Annotated in this window: 15 protein-coding genes; 6 read left to right on the top strand and 9 right to left on the bottom strand. The window is 41.9% G+C overall.

Translation table 11 applies throughout. The annotated features are described in order from the left end of the window. Positions 1-13: 13 nt before the first annotated feature. Positions 14-2,365, top strand: coding sequence for a penicillin-binding protein 1B (mrcB, locus tag V7783_RS04285; protein ID WP_335677645.1), 2,352 nt, complete (start codon positions 14-16; stop codon positions 2,363-2,365). 67 nt (positions 2,366-2,432) lie between these two features. Here mrcB and hemL read toward each other — a convergent pair whose 3' ends face one another. The 5 genes from hemL to V7783_RS04310 all read right to left on the bottom strand — a co-directional run bounded on the left by hemL (position 2,433) and on the right by V7783_RS04310 (position 9,552). Beyond that, positions 2,433-3,713, bottom strand: coding sequence for a glutamate-1-semialdehyde 2,1-aminomutase (gene hemL / locus V7783_RS04290; protein WP_335677646.1), 1,281 nt, complete (start codon positions 3,711-3,713; stop codon positions 2,433-2,435). A 28-nt stretch (positions 3,714-3,741) separates the two neighbouring features. After that, positions 3,742-4,758 carry an aspartate carbamoyltransferase gene (locus V7783_RS04295; RefSeq protein ID WP_192541516.1) on the bottom strand — a complete coding sequence of 339 codons (1,017 nt, stop codon included), beginning with the start codon at positions 4,756-4,758 and terminating at the stop codon, positions 3,742-3,744. 84 nt (positions 4,759-4,842) lie between these two features. Beyond that, a complete protein-coding gene (locus tag V7783_RS04300; protein ID WP_016708673.1) occupies positions 4,843-5,277 on the bottom strand; it encodes a CopD family protein in 435 nt (144 codons plus the stop codon). Between the two features lie 20 nt (positions 5,278-5,297). Further along, positions 5,298-6,980, bottom strand: coding sequence for a chloride channel protein (locus tag V7783_RS04305; RefSeq protein ID WP_335677647.1), 1,683 nt, complete (start codon positions 6,978-6,980; stop codon positions 5,298-5,300). A gap of 202 nt (positions 6,981-7,182) precedes the next feature. Further along, the gene (locus V7783_RS04310; RefSeq protein WP_335677648.1) at positions 7,183-9,552 is read right to left on the bottom strand and encodes a diguanylate cyclase domain-containing protein; all 2,370 of its coding nucleotides are present in this window, start codon (positions 9,550-9,552) and stop codon (positions 7,183-7,185) included. Between the two features lie 206 nt (positions 9,553-9,758). Here V7783_RS04310 and erpA point away from each other — a divergent pair, with 206 nt between their 5' ends. The 4 genes from erpA to V7783_RS04330 all read left to right on the top strand — a co-directional run bounded on the left by erpA (position 9,759) and on the right by V7783_RS04330 (position 15,194). After that, positions 9,759-10,097, top strand: a complete 339-nt coding sequence (gene erpA / locus V7783_RS04315) for an iron-sulfur cluster insertion protein ErpA (RefSeq protein ID WP_064665602.1) — start codon at positions 9,759-9,761, stop codon at positions 10,095-10,097. A 159-nt stretch (positions 10,098-10,256) separates the two neighbouring features. Beyond that, entirely contained in the window at positions 10,257-11,351 is a 1,095-nt protein-coding gene (locus tag V7783_RS04320) for an efflux RND transporter periplasmic adaptor subunit (protein ID WP_335677649.1), read from the top strand. A gap of 3 nt (positions 11,352-11,354) precedes the next feature. Next, positions 11,355-14,432: an efflux RND transporter permease subunit gene (locus tag V7783_RS04325; protein WP_335677650.1), complete on the top strand. Its 3,078-nt coding sequence runs from the start codon at positions 11,355-11,357 to the stop codon at positions 14,430-14,432. Positions 14,433-14,954: 522 nt separating this feature from the next. Beyond that, entirely contained in the window at positions 14,955-15,194 is a 240-nt protein-coding gene (locus V7783_RS04330; RefSeq protein ID WP_016708680.1) for a helix-turn-helix domain-containing protein, read from the top strand. An 83-nt stretch (positions 15,195-15,277) separates the two neighbouring features. On the opposite strand, the gene V7783_RS04335 is transcribed toward V7783_RS04330, so the two are convergent. The 4 genes from V7783_RS04335 to V7783_RS04350 are packed head-to-tail and all read right to left on the bottom strand — an operon-like array spanning position 15,278 to position 19,031. Then, positions 15,278-16,657 (bottom strand): AmpG family muropeptide MFS transporter, encoded by a 1,380-nt coding sequence (locus V7783_RS04335; RefSeq protein WP_335677651.1) that lies wholly within the window; start codon positions 16,655-16,657, stop codon positions 15,278-15,280. Between the two features lie 45 nt (positions 16,658-16,702). Beyond that, complete coding sequence (locus V7783_RS04340; RefSeq protein ID WP_335677652.1) at positions 16,703-17,323, bottom strand: peptidylprolyl isomerase; 621 nt, start codon at positions 17,321-17,323, stop codon at positions 16,703-16,705. A gap of 2 nt (positions 17,324-17,325) precedes the next feature. Further along, on the bottom strand, positions 17,326-17,880 hold the full coding sequence (locus V7783_RS04345; RefSeq protein WP_193330413.1) for a YajG family lipoprotein: 555 nt from the start codon (positions 17,878-17,880) through the stop codon (positions 17,326-17,328). A 2-nt stretch (positions 17,881-17,882) separates the two neighbouring features. Continuing rightward, positions 17,883-19,031: a methyltransferase gene (locus V7783_RS04350; protein ID WP_335677653.1), complete on the bottom strand. Its 1,149-nt coding sequence runs from the start codon at positions 19,029-19,031 to the stop codon at positions 17,883-17,885. Positions 19,032-19,074: 43 nt separating this feature from the next. On the opposite strand from V7783_RS04350, the gene V7783_RS04355 reads away from it, so the two are divergent. After that, positions 19,075-19,674 carry an alpha-ketoglutarate-dependent dioxygenase AlkB family protein gene (locus V7783_RS04355; RefSeq protein ID WP_335677654.1) on the top strand — a complete coding sequence of 200 codons (600 nt, stop codon included), beginning with the start codon at positions 19,075-19,077 and terminating at the stop codon, positions 19,672-19,674. The last annotated feature ends 58 nt before the right edge of the window (positions 19,675-19,732 follow it).

The raw sequence follows: 19,732 nt of genomic DNA on the forward strand, positions 1-19,732 counted from the left end.
AATAGCAACGTCAATGGCTGATAAAAAAGATCCCCGCTCTAGTAAAACTCCATCGAAACGCTCGGCCAACAAAGCCTCAACGACGGCGTCTAAGTCTGTGAGAAAAGCACCGACAAAAAAAGCGTCTGCAAAAAATATAAAGAAAACTGGCATTGGTCGTAAGGTTTGGTCTATTTTTTGGAAGCTCAGCTTAGCTGGCATTATTGCCATGGCGTTATATTTGATTTACCTAGATGCAAAAATCACCCGTCAGTTTGAAGGCAATAAATGGCAGTTACCAGCACAAGTTTATGCCAGAGCAATGGGCTTTTATCCCGGACAATTTTTATCTAGTCAAGAAGTGGTGTGGGAGCTCGATAGGTTAAATTATTCTTCAGTAAATAAGCTTAGCCGTACCGGACAATATGTAAAAGCGGGTGATAATATTCAAATCTTTCGTCGTGAATTTGAATTTTACGATGGCTTAGAACAAGCACAAGTAATTGAGCTGCGTTTTGCGGGTCAAAAACTTGCCAGTATTAAAGATAAATTTGGTAGGCGCTTAAATAGTGCTCGATTAGAGCCAGTACAAATTGCACGTATTGGTAATGATTCAAAACAAGACCGTGAGTTTGTGCCGCTGGATAAATTTCCACCTATGCTAACAGATACTCTGTTAGTGGTTGAAGATCAAGATTTTTATCAGCACCACGGTGTATCGGTATTTTCGATTATGCGCGCTTTATATAGCAATATAAAAGCAGGGCGCACTGTTCAAGGTGGCAGTACGTTAACGCAGCAACTAGCAAAAAATATTTATTTAACCCGTGATCGTACGCTGATCCGTAAATTCAATGAAGCGTTGATCGCGCTGATTTTAGATTACCGCTATTCAAAAGATCAAATATTAGAAGCGTATCTAAACGAAGTGTATCTTGGTCAATCGTATAATCAAGGTGTACATGGCATGGGGTTGGCCTCTGAGTTTTACTTTTCTAAGCCAGTAGATGAGCTTGAGTATGATCAAATAGCATTACTCGTCGCTATGGTGAAAGGCCCTTCATACTATAATCCGCGCCGTTACCCTGAGCGCACTATGGAGCGTCGTGATTTAGTGCTGCGCTTAATGGTTGATAATAAATTAATTGATACCCGCGAATACCGTGCTGCACTAAAACGCCCAATCGATATTGCACCAATGAAAGACAGCTTGCCTAAATCGTACCCTGGTTATTTAGAGCTGGTGGATCGTGAGCTGAAAAAATTACTGCCAGACCAAGAAGTACTAGATGCTGGTGTGCGAGTATTTACTTATTTTGATCTACAAAAACAAGCCGCAATGGAAGAGGCAATTGAAAAAAGCCTACCGTATCTTGAAAAGCGCGCCACCACAGAGCAGCTTGAAGCGGCGATGATCTCAGTTAATGTTGAAAAGGGTGGAGTTTCTGCACTGGTTGCAGGGCGCGATCCACGTTTCTTAGGATTTAACCGAGTGTTAGATACAAAACGCAATATAGGCTCATTAGTAAAACCGGCGGTGTATTTAACTGCATTGGGTTTACCACATTATAATTTAGCGACGTTGCTTGATGATTCACCAGTACAAGTGACCAATGAGCAAGGTAAAGTGTGGCAACCAGAGAATTTTGATCACCAATATCGCGGCATGATGCCGCTGTATAAAGCGTTTAGTAAAAGCATTAATATACCAGCGGTAAATCTAGGCTTAGATGTTGGGGTTGATAAAGTCGCCGATACGCTGACTAAGCTTGGCGCAAAAGGTAATATTCCTCACTATCCATCATTACTGCTTGGTGCAGTTGAGATGTCGAGCTTTGACGTTGCTCAGCTTTATACCACTTTGGCGGCAGATGGTGAATACCGTCAATTAACATCTATTTCGGCATTAACCGACTCTGTTGGGCGTGTGCTTTATCAGCACCAAGTTAGTTCTGAACCGCGTTTTGATAAAGCCGCTGTTTATATGACTAAATACGCGATGAAGCGAGTCACCAAAGATGGCACTGCTAAACGTTTAAATGCCCATTTCCCATCAATTCAGCTGGCTGGTAAAACGGGCACCAGTAATGATCTACGTGATAGTTGGTATGCAGGTTTTGATCAAAATACAGTAACCGTTGCATGGCTCGGCCGTGATGATAATAAAAGCACTGGCTTAACCGGCAGCGTAGGCGCATTAGAAACCTATATTCGCTATCTCAAACCGCTAAACCCTGAAGCAATTGCTGATACTCGACCACCTTCTATTCGTTGGGCATTTATCGACGAACTAACTGGTAAACAAGCACCTCCGGGTTGTGGCAAGGTTATTCAGCTACCACTGAGGGAAACTGAATTTGAGCCAAGACCAAGTTGTCAGCGCTAAGTAAGTAAGCTTATTTAGCTCATAAAAAAAGCCCTTTCGGGCTTTTTTTATTGCTTAAAATTAAAACTTAAAGCTTAGCAAACGCGCGCTCAGCAGCGGCGATGGTGTCGGCGATTTCTTGCTCCGAGTGTTCAGAGCAAACAAAACCGGCTTCAAATGCTGATGGCGCTAAATATACGCCTTCTTCAAGCATCAAGTGAAAGAACTTTTTAAAGCGCTCTAAATCACATTGAGTAGCTTGTTGGTAAGTGGTTACTTTTTCTTGTTCAGTAAAGAAGAAACCATACATGCCACCGGCGTAGTTTGTGGTCAGTGGGATACCCGCTTTTTTAGCGCCAGCTTCAAAGCCCTCACAAATTGCTTTGCTTTTTGCTTCAAGCTCAGCGTGTAGTCCATCAACACATAAAAGTTCAAGTGCTTTTAAGCCTGCTGCCATGGCGATTGGGTTACCAGACAATGTACCAGCTTGGTAAACAGGACCGACTGGCGCAATGTAATCCATGATCTCCGTTTTACCACCAAAGGCACCCACTGGCATACCACCGCCAATCACTTTACCTAAACAAGTTAAGTCAGGAATGATGTTGTAGTAAGCTTGAGCGCCACCTAAAGCAACACGAAATCCGGTCATTACTTCGTCAAAAATTAATACTGATTTGTACTCATCACATACCGCGCGCAGGCCTTCTAAAAACCCAGGTACAGGTGGAATACAGTTCATGTTACCGGCAACAGGCTCGACGATGATACAGGCGATTTCGTCAGCGTATTTGGCGAAAATAGCTTTTACTTCATCAAGGTTATTAAACGATACTGTTAAGGTGTGTTTAGCAAAATCTTCTGGAATACCCGGTGAGTTTGGTACACCCATGGTTAGTGCGCCTGAACCTGCTTTTACTAACAATGAATCTGCGTGACCGTGGTAACAGCCTTCAAATTTAAGTATTTTGTCACGGCCAGTAAAACCACGGGCTAAACGAATTGCGCTCATTGTCGCTTCAGTACCTGAACTTACCATGCGTACTTTTTCGATTGATGGCACTAGCTGTTTAACTTTTTCAGCCATGAAAATTTCAGTTTCAGTTGGTGCGCCATAGCTTAGGCCGTTTTCTACCGCATCAAGTACTGCTTGTTTAATAGCTGGATGGTTGTGACCCATGATCATAGGTCCCCATGAACCCACATAATCGATATAACGGTTGCCATCGGCATCAAAGGTAAATGGGCCTTGTGCTTTTGTAATAAACAGCGGCGTGCCACCAACGCCATTAAAGGCACGTACCGGTGAGTTTACGCCGCCTGGGATAGACGCTTGGGCGCGGGCAAATAAATCTTGGCTAATTGTCATGAAAAATCCTATTAATTGTACTGGTAGATTAACTATCGCGTTTACGGCTAAACCATGGCACAGCGACTTCATATTGCTCAACTTTGTCGGCAACATCTAAGGTCAATGCAAATAGTGCCATACGAATTAGCACGCCATTTTGTACTTGGCGGAAGATAGCTAAGTTATCGTTACTATTTAAATCGTTATCGAGTTCATTGGCTTCCATGCGGCTGTCGCGAGGCAATGGATGCATTAATACTGAGTTTGGCTTGCAGTGTGTATTGTAAATTGATTGGCTGATCCGAAAACCACCACGGTATTTATTGGCTTCTTCTTGCGAAGGAAAGCGCTCTTCTTGAATGCGAGTTTGATAGACGATATCAGCGGCTAAATTGCCTTCCATTTTATCGACGATTTCAATTTTATGACCGGCATTATCAACCGCATCCAAAATATAGCTCGGCATTTGTAAACCATCTGGTGCCACCATCGAGAATTTTATATCTTTGTAATGACAGAGTAATTTTGATAATGAATGCACAGTGCGGCCATATTTTAAATCACCAACAAGGGCGATGTGCATGCCATCAATCCCTTGCTCAAAACGGTTTAACTCACGCTCTATGGTTAATAAATCAAGCAATGCTTGAGTTGGGTGCTCGTTAGGGCCGTCGCCGCCGTTGATCACCGGTACCGAGCAGCCAGTGGCGAATTCAGCCACTGAGCCTGCATCAGGGTGGCGCATTGCAACCGCATCTGCGTACGCAGAAATAACGCGTGCGGTATCGTACAACGACTCGCCTTTCGCAAGTGCTGAGCTTTGCATACCTGTGGTTTCACGAACTAGGCCGCCTAATAAATTAAAGGCGGTGCCAAAACTTACGCGAGTACGAGTACTTGGCTCAAAGAATAAGTTTGCTAAGATCGCGCCTTCTAACACATTGGTGCGCTTTTGCTTTTTAGCATATGGCTCCATTTTTTTGGCTACTGCAAAAATACGTTCAATACAGTCGCGGTCGAGCTGATTGACAGAAAGAATATTTTCACCTTGGAAACTTAACATTGGGGTTATTCCTATCACATTGAAAAGGGGCGCGATCAACCATCAACGATGGGCACGCAATCGCGCGATACTATAGCAAATTTTTTATAAACTAGGTTTAGTTACCGCTAAAAATATGATGACTAACAGTAGTAACACAGGTAACTCGTTAAAAATGCGATAAAAACGATGGCTACGGGTATTACGGTCGTGTTTAAAATCAGCCAGCAACTTAAAACAAAAGCCGTGGTACAGATATAAAATAATCACTAATACCAGTTTGTAGTGCAGCCACATGCTGTGTTTGAACCACTCACGGCCGTATTCCATAATGGTTAATACACCAAATACCGCGGTTAATATGGCAAACGGAGTAACAAAATATAATAAGCGGCGTTCCATGACTTTAAGCATTGAATTGCATGATTTCTCTTCGCTCATGGCATGATAAACAAACAGTCTTGGCAGGTAAAAAATGCCAGCAAACCAGGCAATCATAAAAAAGATATGTAGGGCTTTGTAGACTAGTAGCGCGCTCATAATGTTCTCTATTGGGTTAGTTAAAGTAAGCTATTACGTATGGTGAGGATATGGCGGATCTGATCCCAGCGCATAATTCCCATAATTTGTTGATTGTCGAGTAAGTTATAGATATACACAGCGCCACTGCGTTTATCTTTTAATATATCAAACGCATCAGCAAGTGTGGCTTGGCTGCTGATCCCTTGCAGGCTGATATAGTTAATAGCAATGTTTTGATCCGACATTAAACTTAAATCATATTCCGCAAGCCGGTAGCCATTTTCAGCATCATAAACAATCAGCGGTGTTTGGCTATCTACCGCATTTAAGGTACTTTCGATTTGCTGTTTATCATCTGAATACAGTAGTTTAAAGTTTTCATCCATCTCGTCCATTACTCCCACCTTTTGCAGTGCTTCGGTCGCTGGTGAGACTTGATAGCTTAAGCCTTGAAAATCCAGTTGCTGTAAAAATATTGAGCGGTTACCAAATATTTGTAGTGCAGTAACGTAAGCAGTTGTAATAACCAACATGGCAGGGACGATAATCTCTTGGCTTGAAGTAAGCTCCATTACTGTGGTTAGAGCCGCAAGCGGGGCGTGCAAAGTAGCAGCGAGTAATCCTGCCATGCCTAATACACTGTAAGTACCCGCAATATCAACGCCAGGACTAATAAACTGGGCAAAAAATGCCATTAAGGTGCCCATTAGTACGCCAAGCCCGATCACTGGACCAATAATGCCACCGGGAATACCTAAACCAATAGCAAATAGGGTGGCGAGTAATTTAGCGATTAAAATAGTGGTAAGCAGTTTTACATCTTCAGGAGTTTCTACGGCGAGCGTTATTGCACTCATCCCCGAGCCCATAGCTTGCGGTACTAAATAAGCGATGCCACCGGCAATGAGACCTGCTAACAATAGTCGTGGAAACATACTCAAGGGTTTAAAAGTGCGAATGATCAACATTAAATTTTGGTTAAACGCATAGGCTACAGCGCCCAGTGCAATACCAAATAGGATTAAAAATGGATAGTGCCAACCGCTAAGGGTGGTGATGGTAATAAGTTCTAATTCAGAGGCATTACCAAATATGAATTGAGTAGCCAAAGCACCGGTAACAGCAGCAAGCATAATAGGCACAAAGATATGCACTTTGTACTCACGCATGACCACTTCCATTACAAAAATTACCGCCGCTAATGGGGTGTTAAATGAGGCTGCAATGCCCGCTGCAACGCCACAACCACTGAGGGTTCGCATAGCGTTGTAAGGTAAATGCAGTTTATCCGCTAAGATACTTGCGCCGGTTGCACCCATATGCACGGATGGTCCTTCACGGCCGACAGAAAAACCACTGATCAATGCTAATGCACCACCAACAAATTGATTAACAGTGTTATACAACGGCATTTGTCCATAATGGCTTTTGATCCGATGAATAACGAATGGAATACCTAATCGATAATGTTTAAAACCAGTGAAAGCCGCAAACAGAGCAATTAAAAAGGCTGCAATAATAGGCATTAACACCCGTTCAAGAGGCGGTAAAGTGGTGAAGTCGTCAGGGTTATCAAGGAACAAGCCTTGAAAAAATAGAATGGTTAAACGAAATAGAATGATCAAAAACGCCGCAATTAATCCAGCACTTACGCCAAGTAAGCACAATTGCACCGATGTTTTTGGCTTTGCCAAGCGACGCCTAAGCGTTTCAAGCCACATGCTTTATTCCTCGCCACCTATTCCAGCGGGCAGTTTATCAAAAGTGTCACAGTAAGTCCTTTTGATTTTCATTCAGAGTTTAATTTAAATCAAATCGATACCAGTTTGTTAGGTCGCTGTACGCAATACCTATTGCAATGTATTAAAAAGCACTAACGAATACTATTGCCAGAATCAACTGGGCTTTTTTAGTGACTGAGGATCATTGATTGATAGTGGCTTTTTGATTGATTGCCTTCGTGCGCTTATGGTCGAACATTCTGGCATCAGCCTTATTGAGTAATTCATCTAAGTTGGTGGCTTCGTCTGGGTAAATTGCGTAACCGATACTAGCACTTACTGAGAAATTCCCTTGCGTAGATACTATGGGTAACTCAATAGCGTCTATAAATCGTGTCAGGGCTTTTTTTACTTGGTTGCTTTTTTCAATATAGGTGATGATGATCACAAATTCATCCCCGCCAATACGGGCTACACAATCTGTTTTTCTGGCTGTATCGAGTAAGCGCTTGGCTATTTCAACCAATACAAAATCACCGACTAAGTGACCATGAGTGTCATTAATTGGTTTAAATTTATCTAAGTCAAAATATAAGCAAGCGACTTTAGTGCCAGTGCGTTCTGTGCAGTCAAATTCATGCTCCGCAAACTTGCACAGTGCATTACGATTAGCGAGGCCTGTGAGGTGATCTGTTTGTGCTAACTGGAGAAGTTTATTTTCAGCAATCACACGCTTTGAGATATCAAAATTGATCCCTACCATGCTATTGCCGTAAATTCGGCCATCAGCATTTAGGTAGCGAGTTTCTCCGCTAGGTAAAATAATCTGAAATTCAGCATGAAACTCATCTTGATTGGCTACTGCACTTTTTAAGTTTTTGATGACTTCATCGTAGTCATCGGGATGTATGCTGTTCTCCCATACTGAGTAGTTACCATTAAAGGTTTCCCTGTCAACGCCATAGAGCTCGAACATCCAGTCATCCCAAATCAACTCATTGGTCTGAAAGTTCCACTCCCATACGCCAATATGTGCGGCGTTAGCTGCCATTGACATACGATGATGCAATTTTTCAAGTTCTAGCTTTGCTACCCTTAGTTCGGTGATATCCTCAGATACAGCCAGTAAAAATTTTGCCTTACCACGGTTATCTTTGATGGTAATTTTACGAGTGCGTAAATAGCGGGTGTAGCCATCGATGGTGATTGGCTCTTCATCAATTGTTATGCCTTTACCGGAGCTTAAAACTGAGCGATCTGCCGCTGAGAAAAACGCCGCCTCTTGTGCCGGGAATAAATCAGCATCGCTGAGCCCAATCAGCTCATCTCGTGTTTTTCCGAGTAATTGCTCACCGGCTTTATTAACATGGCTAAATGCCAGTTGCTCAGCTTCTTTGACGACTAACATGATTGGTAAAGTGTCGAAGATGGTTTGAGTAAACGCTTCTTGATTTTGGATATTGGTTAAATCTTTAATGGTGGCAACAAATGATGGATTGGCGCGTTTTCTGATTGGGCTAATTGATACAGTAATAGGGAAGTCGACACCGTTACTATTACGTCCTTGCAATAATTGGCTCTTACCTGCTTGTTCAGCGTAATTATGGTGCTCAGTACGCGCTGTCGATGCGGCATATTTTTGTGGTATCAATAGAGCAATATTTTTACCAATTAAGGAGTGTTGTTCAAAACCAAAGATGCTGGCAGTTGCAGGATTTGCAAACTCAATATTACCTAGTTTATCAAAACAAATTACCCCATCTTGCACGGTATTGAGCACCGCTTTTAATTTTGCGGATAATAAACTTCTCGCGCGTAATTCCATACTGCCAACCAGCAGCAAGCTTAATGTTAATAAAACAAACATGATAACTTGAGCAAGTTCAGAGCTGTTTTCATTAGTGATATAGGTTGTATGATGTGCTGCAAAGACATACATAGACATCATGCCTATATAGTGCATTCCTGAAATTGCCGTACCCATCACCAAGGCTGCCAGCAGATTGACCCAGCTCAGCTTTATATGTGTTGTTAGACGTAATTCATTTATTTTTAAAGCAAGCCCAGATAGCACCACCGCGACTAGCACTGAAAACGAGAATAACCACGGTTCATAAGCCATGTGAGCAGGCATCAGCATCGCCATCATGCCTACATAATGCATACTACCAATACCTAAGCCCATCAATATGCTTCTGAGCCATAAATTGTTAAAACGCCCTAAATTAGGTGACATAACAATATAACTGGCAAATACACTAGGTAAAATCGACACCAGTGTTAGTGTGATATCGTACTCTACGGGAATAGGCAGTTTATAGGCGAGCATACCAACAAAGTGCATAGCCCAAATTCCGCCACCTAAAAAGCAAGATGAAACGACGGTCCACAGTAGCGCTTCTTCTTTTAGTTGTGAGTCTTTGATCCGCGCAGATAATAAGAAAGAAATATAGGAGGCAAACACGGCAGTTAAAATTGAGGCGACAACTAGATAGCCATCATATTGCGCTGTAATAACGGGCGCATTAAGCATTTCAGGGGTTACAAAATGAAGCTTTAAGTGGCTGTCCAAGATGGTCCCTCATCTTAATTAAAAATATAAAGTGGGTGTATCTGCGTATGAACAATAAATATAGTCTAGAAATAATGGCTTGACCATTTGATACAACTAACTATTTTAAATCTATGTTAACTATTATAAGCAAACTCATCCCTATACTTGATTAAAACACTCGGGTATTAGATAATCGCAGTAATGTAGGTATAGAGGGTTATATTATGTCAGATGAATTACCCATTAAGTTCAGCGATGCAGCGGCTGTTCGCGTTAAACAGTTAATCGACGAAGAAGAAAACCCAGATTTAAAACTGCGTGTTTATGTCACAGGTGGTGGATGTTCTGGTTTCCAATATGGATTTACTTTTGATGAAAAAGCGAACCCAGGCGATTTAGAGATTGTCAAAAATGGTGTGACCTTAGTGGTTGACCCAATGAGCATTCAATATTTAGTTGATGGTGAGGTGGATTACACCGAGGGACTTGAAGGCGCACGCTTTTTTGTTGCTAACCCCAATGCAACGACCACCTGTGGGTGTGGCGCTAGTTTCAGCGTTTAATGGTATTGATTAAAGCCGCAGATTGCGGCTTTTTTATTGGCTAAAATTTATAATTTTATAAGATAACATCCTAATCTTATTGCCTTAAAACGACTACCTACTCTATTATTCATACCATCATCTTGCGCACTTATTATTGATAGCTAAAAAGGAAACTTTGTGTTGAAAAAGCTTGCCCAACAATTAGAAGAAAAACCCTATATTCTCGCCATAATCCTAGTTGTTGCTATTTGTATCTGGATGGGATCCGGTTCAAGTCATGCCAGTGATGAACAGCAACAAAGTAATAATGAGAAAGTAGCGAAAGTGCAAGTGGTGAAGTTAGTTGCGCAAGAGATAAAAAAGACCTTGTCGTTTTATGGCAAATCAGAGCCAGATAAATTAGCACGAGTTAGTGCGCGTCAAGCCGGTGAAGTAGACAAAATTTATGTGGAAGAAGGGCAGTTTGTTGAGCAAGGTGCCTTGATACTAGAGTTGGATAAATCGGATTTAGTTGCGCAGCTAGGTTCTGCCACGGCATTATTAAAGCAATATACGGCTGAGTATGAAGGTGCTCTTTCACTTCGAAATCAAGGCCTGCAAGACCGTGTACAAACTATGCGCAGCGAAGCTTTGCTAGCACAAGGTAAAGCGCGTTTAGCTGGGCTTGAATTGCAATTAGAACGCACCGAAATTCGTGCGCCGTTTAGCGGCATTATTAATAAACGAGTCGTGCAACTTGGTGACTATGTTGCTATTGGTGATCCAATTTTGGAATTAGTCGATTTAGATCCTTTAGTTGTGCGTGCCGATGCGACACAAAAAGAAATCACTGGTTTGCAAGTTGGTCAAGCTGTGCACGCCCATGTTTTAAATGATAAAACATACCCAGGGAAAGTGCGTTATATCGCCTCTGTCGCCGATGACAGTACCAATACATTTCGTATTGAAGCGGCTTTTGCCAACCCTGAAATGAAATACAAAGCAGGTTACTCTACACAGCTTGATATCTCGCTAGACTCAGCGCCTGCCATGCTATTAAGTCCTGCCTACATGGCACTTGATAGCGAAGGCAATATCGGTGTTAAGGTGATTAACTCCGAGAATCGCGTAGAATTTATCAATGTTAGTTTGGCTAAATCAACCGCAGAAGGAGTTTGGCTGTGGGGGTTGGGTGAAACAGCAAATGTGATCACGTTAGGGCAAGGCTTTGTCAGAGCGGGTGATATTGTTGAGCCCGTGTTTGTCGAAGCTGATACGACCGCGGGCGAGTAGGGCATGAAAAACTTAATTGAAGCCTCGCTTAACCACACGCGTACCGTACTGCTGATTTTCATTCTATTATTGATATCTGGCTGGGTGACGTACCAAAATATTCCCAAAGAAGCGAATCCTGATGTCACCATCCCGTTCATTTATGTATCAATCATTCATGATGGTATTTCACCTGAAGATGCTGAGCGGTTACTGGTAAGGCCCATGGAGATTGAACTACGTTCTATCGAAGGGGTAAAAGAAATGACGGCGGTGGCCAGTGAAGGCCACGCCTCAGTTACACTTGAATTCATGGCGGGCATGGATCCAAAAGAAGCGCTGGCTGATGTACGCGACAGAGTAAGTCTTGCAAAAGCTAAATTACCGTCAGAGTCAGAAGAGCCTGAAGTACATGAAATTCTCATGGAAGATGAGCAACCCACCATTACTTTAACCCTCTCAGGTGACGCGCCTGAGCGAGGCTTATTAACCCTTGCCCGTAATTTAAAAGACGAACTTGAAAGTATTTCGAGTGTATTGGAAGTTGATGTTGGTGGTGACCGAGAAGACATGGTTGAAATTGAAGTCGATCCATTGGCGATGATTTCATACGGACTTGAGCCCAGTGACATCATTCAATTACTGTCTAATAACAACCGTTTAGTCGCTGCAGGTACATTAGATACTGGCAAAGGGCGATTTGCTGTAAAAATTCCTTCTGTATTTGAAACCATCCAAGATGTAATGGAACAACCTGTAAAAGTGGTGGGTGATAGAGTTGTACGCTTTATGGATGTGGCTAAAATACGCCGTGCTTATAAAGATCCAAGCTCAATAGCGCGTATTAATGGCCGCCAAGCGGTATCTCTTGAAGTCAAAAAACGTGCAGGTGAAAATATTATAGACACCGTAGCGCAAGTGAAAGAGGTGGTTAGCCAAGCACAAAAAATCTGGCCAGAGCATATCCGAGTTGATTACACCGGTGATATGTCAAAAGACGTGGAAATGATGCTTTCAGACTTACAAAACAACGTGTTATCAGCAGTGTTACTGGTAGTCATTGTCATTGTTGCTGTGCTCGGAGCGCGTACTGCATTTTTAGTGGGAGTGGCGATACCCGGTTCATTTTTAACCGGTATTTTGGTGATTTCCTTGTTCGGTTTAACCGTTAATATCGTGGTGTTATTTGCGCTGATCATGGCGGTTGGCATGCTGGTGGATGGCGCGATAGTTGTTACTGAGTTCGCTGATAGAGCAATGAGCGAAGGTAAGACACGCAAGCAAGCTTATAAAATAGCTGCCGAGCGGATGGCGTGGCCAATTATAGCATCAACAGCGACGACACTTGCCGCGTTCGCGCCGCTAATATTTTGGCCGGGAATGATGGGTGAGTTTATGAAATACTTGCCAATTACTTTAATCGCGACATTATCGGCATCATTATTGATGGCATTGGTTTTTGTGCCCACGATCGGTGGCTTGATCGGCAAAATTAGGCCGTTAACGGCGCAACAAAAGCAAGATCTGGTGATCGCTGAATCAGGTGATTTAACGCAGCTTCAAGGTTTTGCTGGACGTTATGTGCGACTACTAAATCGCGCACTTGATAAGCCATGGTGGACCTTGCTTGCGGCTGTGGTGTTCTCTATTTTAGTGTTTGTGGGGTTTGCGGTAGCAAAGTTAGGAGTTGAGTTTTTCCCAGATGTTGAGCCAAACGGGGTGAACATTAAAGTACGTTCGTATAGTGATCTGTCTATTTATGAAAAAGATGTGGTCATGAAAGAAATCGAAACCCGTATTTTAGCCGTCGAAGGTATTAAAACCTTGTATGCGCGCACCGGTGGGCAAGATCAAATCGGCTCATTTCGATTAAATTTAAAAGATTGGCATGAACGTCCGCCTGCTGAAGATATCATCACCAAAGTAAATGAGATCACCGCAAGCTTTGCAGGCGTTGAGATTGAAATGCGTAAGGATGAAAACGGTCCCGGGGGTGGTAAGGCGCTGAGTATTGAGTTGAGCTCAAAATTTCCTGAGGTATTAAATCAACAAGCTAAAGTGATCCGCCAAGCTATCGAAAACGATGGCGCCTTTCGAAATGTAGACGATACAGCGTCAAAGCCTGGGATTGAATGGCAGTTAAAACTCAATCGAGCAGATGCTGCCCGATATGGCGCTGATGCGGCTATGCTCGGTGCTAATGTGCAGTTAATTACCAATGGCTTAAAGTTAGGTGAGTACCGTCCTGATGATGTTGACGATGAGATAGACATTCGAGTGCGCTTTCCGCACGATAAGCGTGACTTAGGTCGTCTTGAAACGTTACGGGTTAAAACTATTCATGGGCAAGTGCCTATTAGCTATTTTGTTGAGCGCCATGCTGCGCCAAAAGTGGATACTATTCGCCGTGTTGATGCCCACCGGGTGGTGACTATCAATGCCGATATGAAAGTAGGTGAACAATTGGCTAAAGCGTTACCACGTCTACAAGCACAACTGAAAGAACAAGGTTTAGATCCCAGAGTTAAAATCAAAGTCCGTGGCGAAACCGAAGATCAAGATGAATCTGAGGCGTTTTTGAAAAATGCCTTTTTGGTTGCGCTGTTTGTGATGGGGATTATTTTAGTTACGCAATTTAATAGTTTTTATCAGGCCTTTTTGATTTTGAGCGCTGTGGTGTTTTCGACTGTTGGCGTATTCTTAGGCTTACTCGTATTACAGCAACCGTTTGGTATTGTTATGTCAGGCATTGGGGTGATTTCGTTGGCTGGCATCGTGGTTAATAATAACATTGTACTAATTGATACTTACAACGTGTTAAGAGCACAAGGGCTTGCTGCAAAAGATGCCATTTTAAGAACCGGCGCACAGAGATTACGCCCGGTATTATTAACTACAGTGACAACTATTTTAGGCCTAATGCCCATGGTGCTACAGATCAATATTGATTTATTTAATCGCACAATTGATTTTGGTGCACCGTCAACGCAGTGGTGGGTGCAATTAGCGACCGCTGTTGCGGGTGGTTTGACCTTTGCCACCATACTAACTTTAGTGCTAACACCTTGCTTACTGATGCTACGCGAACGTCGCAGAGCCTAATGTTGGCTTATTTTTAGTCACTCACACCCTGTGAGTGACTTGCATCATTAGAATAAAAAAGCCTAACACTAGTGTCGAAAAGATTAAAATGTATATAAAGCCTTTCTTACCTTGTTTAATAGGTACCTTGTTGTGCTTAAGAAAAAAGTACCAAATTAAGCAAAGAATAACTGGCATAAGGAACAGTAATCGGAACATAGACATCTCTCTTTCGTGATGATTATACAGTTTATTAGCATAACTATTTAATTTTAAAGTTAAAAATAATTTATCGTAAAAAGGGTTCATTTCAATAAATTATTTGTTACATTAAAGAGGAACTAATACTAGACTATTAACTTTAATGTTTGTTTTACAATAAAGTTAATAGCCTACAATAGCAATTACCTGAAAGCGGTACTTGCCTGAAATTAGTTATTTCACATGAGTGTGAATAGTATATAATGTATCCAAGAGTGAGACGGGCAAAATTTCACTCTTAAATTAATTAAACTTTAAATCATCTAGTAGGAGATGTTTTTTATGATGGGTAAAACAGTTTCTTCTGAAGAAAACTCAAAACTAACCAAATGGCTTAAGACTAAGCGTCACGAGAAAGGTCATACAATGCGTAGCCTTGCTCAAGTACTTGGTACACCGCATTCATTCATTGGTAAAATTGAAAACCAAGAGCGCCGCTTAGACGTGATTGAATTTTTACGTTATTGCGATGCATTAGAAGTCGACCCGTATGAAGGTTTAGGCTTATTAAAAGAAGACTAATATTTAGTTTTTTTAGTAAGCGCAGGGAAGCGCTTTCATCAGTGATTTAATCCCGAACACCTCCAATACTCCCCTAAAAACACTTATTTATTACCGTGATAACTATTTTCTAAAGCATACAAACGATGTCGAATTAGGTATAAAAATACCAGCGATGGCAACACCATCAAAGCGGTTAGAATAAAGAATAACGACCAATTACCACCGAGCCAGTCATCAATGACGACACCGCTATAACTCGATAGCAATGTTCTTCCTAAATTCCCCAATGATGCAAGCAACGCATAATGAGTAGCACTAAAGGCTCTGTCGCAAAGCATTGATATAAACGCTACCATAGCCACTAACGACCATGCCTGAGTAAACCCATCCACCACAATTGCCATCGCATACAAATGCTCTTGAGGGCCAGCTAGTGCAATCCAAGAAAACATTAAGTTGGATGCTGCCATGGCTACACCACTTATAAATAAGCCTTTAACGATGCCATATTTATGATTAAAAATACTGCCTAAAAATGCAAAAACGATGGTGATTAAACCGGTTCCCAGCTTTGAGTAGTTGGCAATTTGTGTATTGCTAAAGCCGACTTCTTTATAAAACACAATCGACATACGGGCTAAAAATGCTTCACCAATTTTGAATAAAAATATAAAAGCCAGCAGCGCTAGTGCTGTTTTTACGCCATTTCGCGCGAAGAAGGTTTTAAATGGGTCGAGTACAGTCACCGCCAGCCATGCCGTCACTTTAGTTAATTGCGTCTGCTTACCCAGAGCTAGCTTTTGTTGGTAAATGCGTTCTAACTCAGCATGTACCGCCTCACGATTTGATTCTGGCTCTTTGGCCCAAAATACACAACTCATTAGCAGTAACATGATCATTGCTAAAAAATAATACACTTGTGGCCAGTCAATGTTTGGCATATCAGCCATATAAAACGGGATGGCACCAAGCAGTGCATAACCGCTCCACCAACCAGAAGTAGCCATAGCAGCCGCTGCGGTGGCTTTATGGCTTTCGTTTTCATCTAAGGTATCGATACGAAATGCATCAATAGCGATATCTTGAGTGGCAGAGGCAATGGCTATAAGTAAGCATAAAGCAGCAGCGACACCTAAATGGGCCGTAATATCGAGCCCGGCTAATAAAATAACACCGAGTAAAATAAAGCTCTGGCAAAGCAGTATCCAGCTGCGGCGCTGGCCAAGCCAGCGATAAAGAATGGGTAGTTTGATTCGGTCAACCAAAGGAGACCATAAAAAGTTGATGCTGTACGCGCCAAAAACAATGCCAAATAAACCAATCATACTGCGGCTAAGGCCTTCGTCTTTGAGCCAGGCTGACATAACAGAGCCAATCAGCACCCAAGGAAAGCCACTACTCATGCCAAAGATAAACACATTTATGAGGCGTTTATCTTTAAAGTAAGAAAAATATTCTGCTATCGACAAATTTTTAGTCATAACGCCTTCAATGGCAAAGAGAGTTAGGCGCTCTCTTCATTATAGTTATAATGGAGTTGGCTCTAATACGGCCATATTTAAAATAATAACAGGGGTTTTTGGCACAAAGTCATAACCAATTTTTTCGTTAAAACCAGTTTCAACTTGCATGATTTTATCAAGTGTTTCATAGCCTTCCATTACCATGCCGAACACGGCAAAACCCCAATCTTTACCAGGGTTTAGATGGTCGTTATCATCCATATTAAAGAAAAACTGACGCGTTCCTGAGTGTGGTTGGCGGTCTTGATAGGCCATAGCAATGCTGTACATATCATTTTTTGAACCATTGCCACTTTCATTAAAGATTGGATCGCCTTCATAAACACCATCGTAGTTTCTATCGTAACCACCACCTTGAATGACAAAATCACGCTCGTTTTCTACATCACGTTCCACACGATGAAAAACAGTGCCTTTGTAACTGCCATCCATTACGTAAGTTAAAAAGTTATTGACGGTAATAGGGGCTTTTGAGCGATCCATTTCTATCACTATTTTGCCCATCGTGGTGGTGATCTCTACACGAGGAAACATATTGTTTTTCTGAACAAAGCGTCCTTCAGTTGCCGCTAAAAGTGGTTGGCTCAGCAGTAATAAAGCAGCCAATAAAAATACACGTTTCATGATTAACCTTCTAAAAATGCGAGTAATTCAGGGTCTGATACCATGCGGGTTATTAGCTGCTCAGTCAACTTATTGAGTTGACCTTCAATTTTGGCTCGGTCATGACCAAGCGGTCCTTCAAGGCTCGCATTGCCACGGTAAATTTTACTAAAGTTACTGCTGCTACGAATAACCCGGACACCGAGTTCAATTTTTGCATCGCTGGTATGAGAGACCATTTTTTCAGTCACTACGGCTTGTAAAGTATGAATATCCACTTCAAAGCGAGTCGTTGCTAAATTTGAAATGCTAGCGCCGTTGCGGCTCAGCGCGCTATCAAGCGCACTTTTAATTGACTCTGTGAGCCCTTGGCTGGCAATGGTTTGAGTTTTATCTGAGGTGATCAATTTTAATGTGGCAGGGTCTCCACGTAAATCAATCACACTGGTGCTTAAACTTTGATTAATAGCGCTTAACTTGCCACTTTTATAAACCGGGTTTAAGATCAGTTGATTAGGCTGGCTACTACAAGCCGACACTGATAATAAAGCACAGCAAGGTAAAATGTATTTCATCATGGTTATAGCATTCCATTATTTTTAGTCGCACTTAATACTACAAACTTTTTATTTGAACCGAGTAACTCACAATTGCCAAACATACGTTTTAGTTTGTCATGGTAGTCTAGATGACGATTGCCGATAATACGCAATTCGCCACCATTTTTTAAGGTGTCTTTGGCTTGCTTAAACATTTGCCATGCAATGTGATCAGTAACCGCTTGCGCTTGGTGAAAAGGCGGATTACATAACACCATGTCGACACTTTCACGCTCAAAACCAGTTAAACAATCGTTTTCAATAAATGTACATTGCTCAAACTTGTCTTCCATATTAAGTTCAACAGTCAGCCGTGCAGATTCTACTGCCATGTACGATTCATCAACAAATGTCACCTGTGCATTAGGGCAGCGTGACAGAGTCATTAGCCCAACTACGCCATTACCACAGCCTAAATCAACAATACTTTTTGCTTTATTGGTTTGTGGTAAATAGTCAAAAAAGAACCGCGCACCAATATCAAGTGAATCACGCGAGAATACATTGGCATGATTACTAATGGTAAAGTTAGTGCCTTCAAGCGGCCAGCTTACTGGGAAATCAGCGGCTTTATATCCACCTGCTGCGTGGCCAATAATCAGGCGCGATTTTTTCACCGCTAAACTGGTTTTTGTTTCGCCAATAAATTGCTCAAACGCTTTAATGGTCGAGTTGTGCACATCTTTAGTTTTTGCTGCGCCAATAACAGGGGTGCCGGGCGTGAGTACTTCGCTCAGTTCAGACAATTGATATTGTAAAAAAGCTAATGTACGTGGCACTTTTAAAATAACTAAATCAACCTGCTCAGGTAAAGCCGATAAACTATCAAGCTGACTAAAAGCGGTTGTGGCAATTTTATTCTCTGCTAAGTTATAGGCAGCAGCTTGATGACTAATATAAGAATCATTGACTGAACAAACCGTTAACTGGCGTTTGCTAAAATAACAAGACAGTGCGCCAAAGCTATCATTTAAGATCAGCAAAGAGCGACAATCAGGATAATGTTCAGTAACATAGTCGATTAAGTATTCGTCTGCTGAGTCCCAAGCTTGTAAGCTACGGTTTTTTTGATCTAACGGAAAACGTTCAAGTGTAAAAGTTGTATCGCCGAGCTGTGCTTGCGTGGTCATAATAGTTTAGTGATCGATAATCAATTGATAGGTAAATTCTAACATGCAACGGCAAAAGGCCAACCCCCATATGTTGCCAAATGGCTTTTCTTATCAAAGAAGGGCGCTGAGCGCACAAAAAAGCCTCGATTTATTTTATCATCTGCAGCAAAACTTAAATTGGCAGCAACCCAACACCACCGTTTATGGGCGAACAGGCCCAATCCCCCGCTTGCAATGTTTTATCAGTGATAATGACATTGAATATGGTTACTCTCACAGTAAATTAGTGGTTGAGCCTTGGCCTACTATTTTATTAGCTTTACGCAAACGCTTAGAGGCGCATTTACAACAGCCTTTTAATTCTTTGCTGGTAAATTATTACCGTGATGGTAATGATACTATGGGCTGGCACAGTGATGATGAAATTGAACTCGGCTTTCAGCCAACTATTGTGTGCATCTCTTTAGGTGCAGAGCGGGTGTTAAAACTCAAACATAAGGCCACTAATAAAGTAACCGATTTACTCCTTCACAGTGGTAGTTGTTTAGTGATGCATGCTGACAGCCAACGAGATTACCAACACGCAATTGCCAAGCAAACCACTTTGCTACATCCTCGTATCAGTTTGACGTTTAGGTATATTTTACCAAAACCAAGCTAGCTAAATTACAGCCTTACTTGTTATAGTAAGGCAATAAATCAGTTTTAAAGTGAGCCTT

The sequence above is a fragment of the Pseudoalteromonas sp. genome, from assembly GCF_036960685.1.
GTDB lineage: Bacteria > Pseudomonadota > Gammaproteobacteria > Enterobacterales > Alteromonadaceae > Pseudoalteromonas.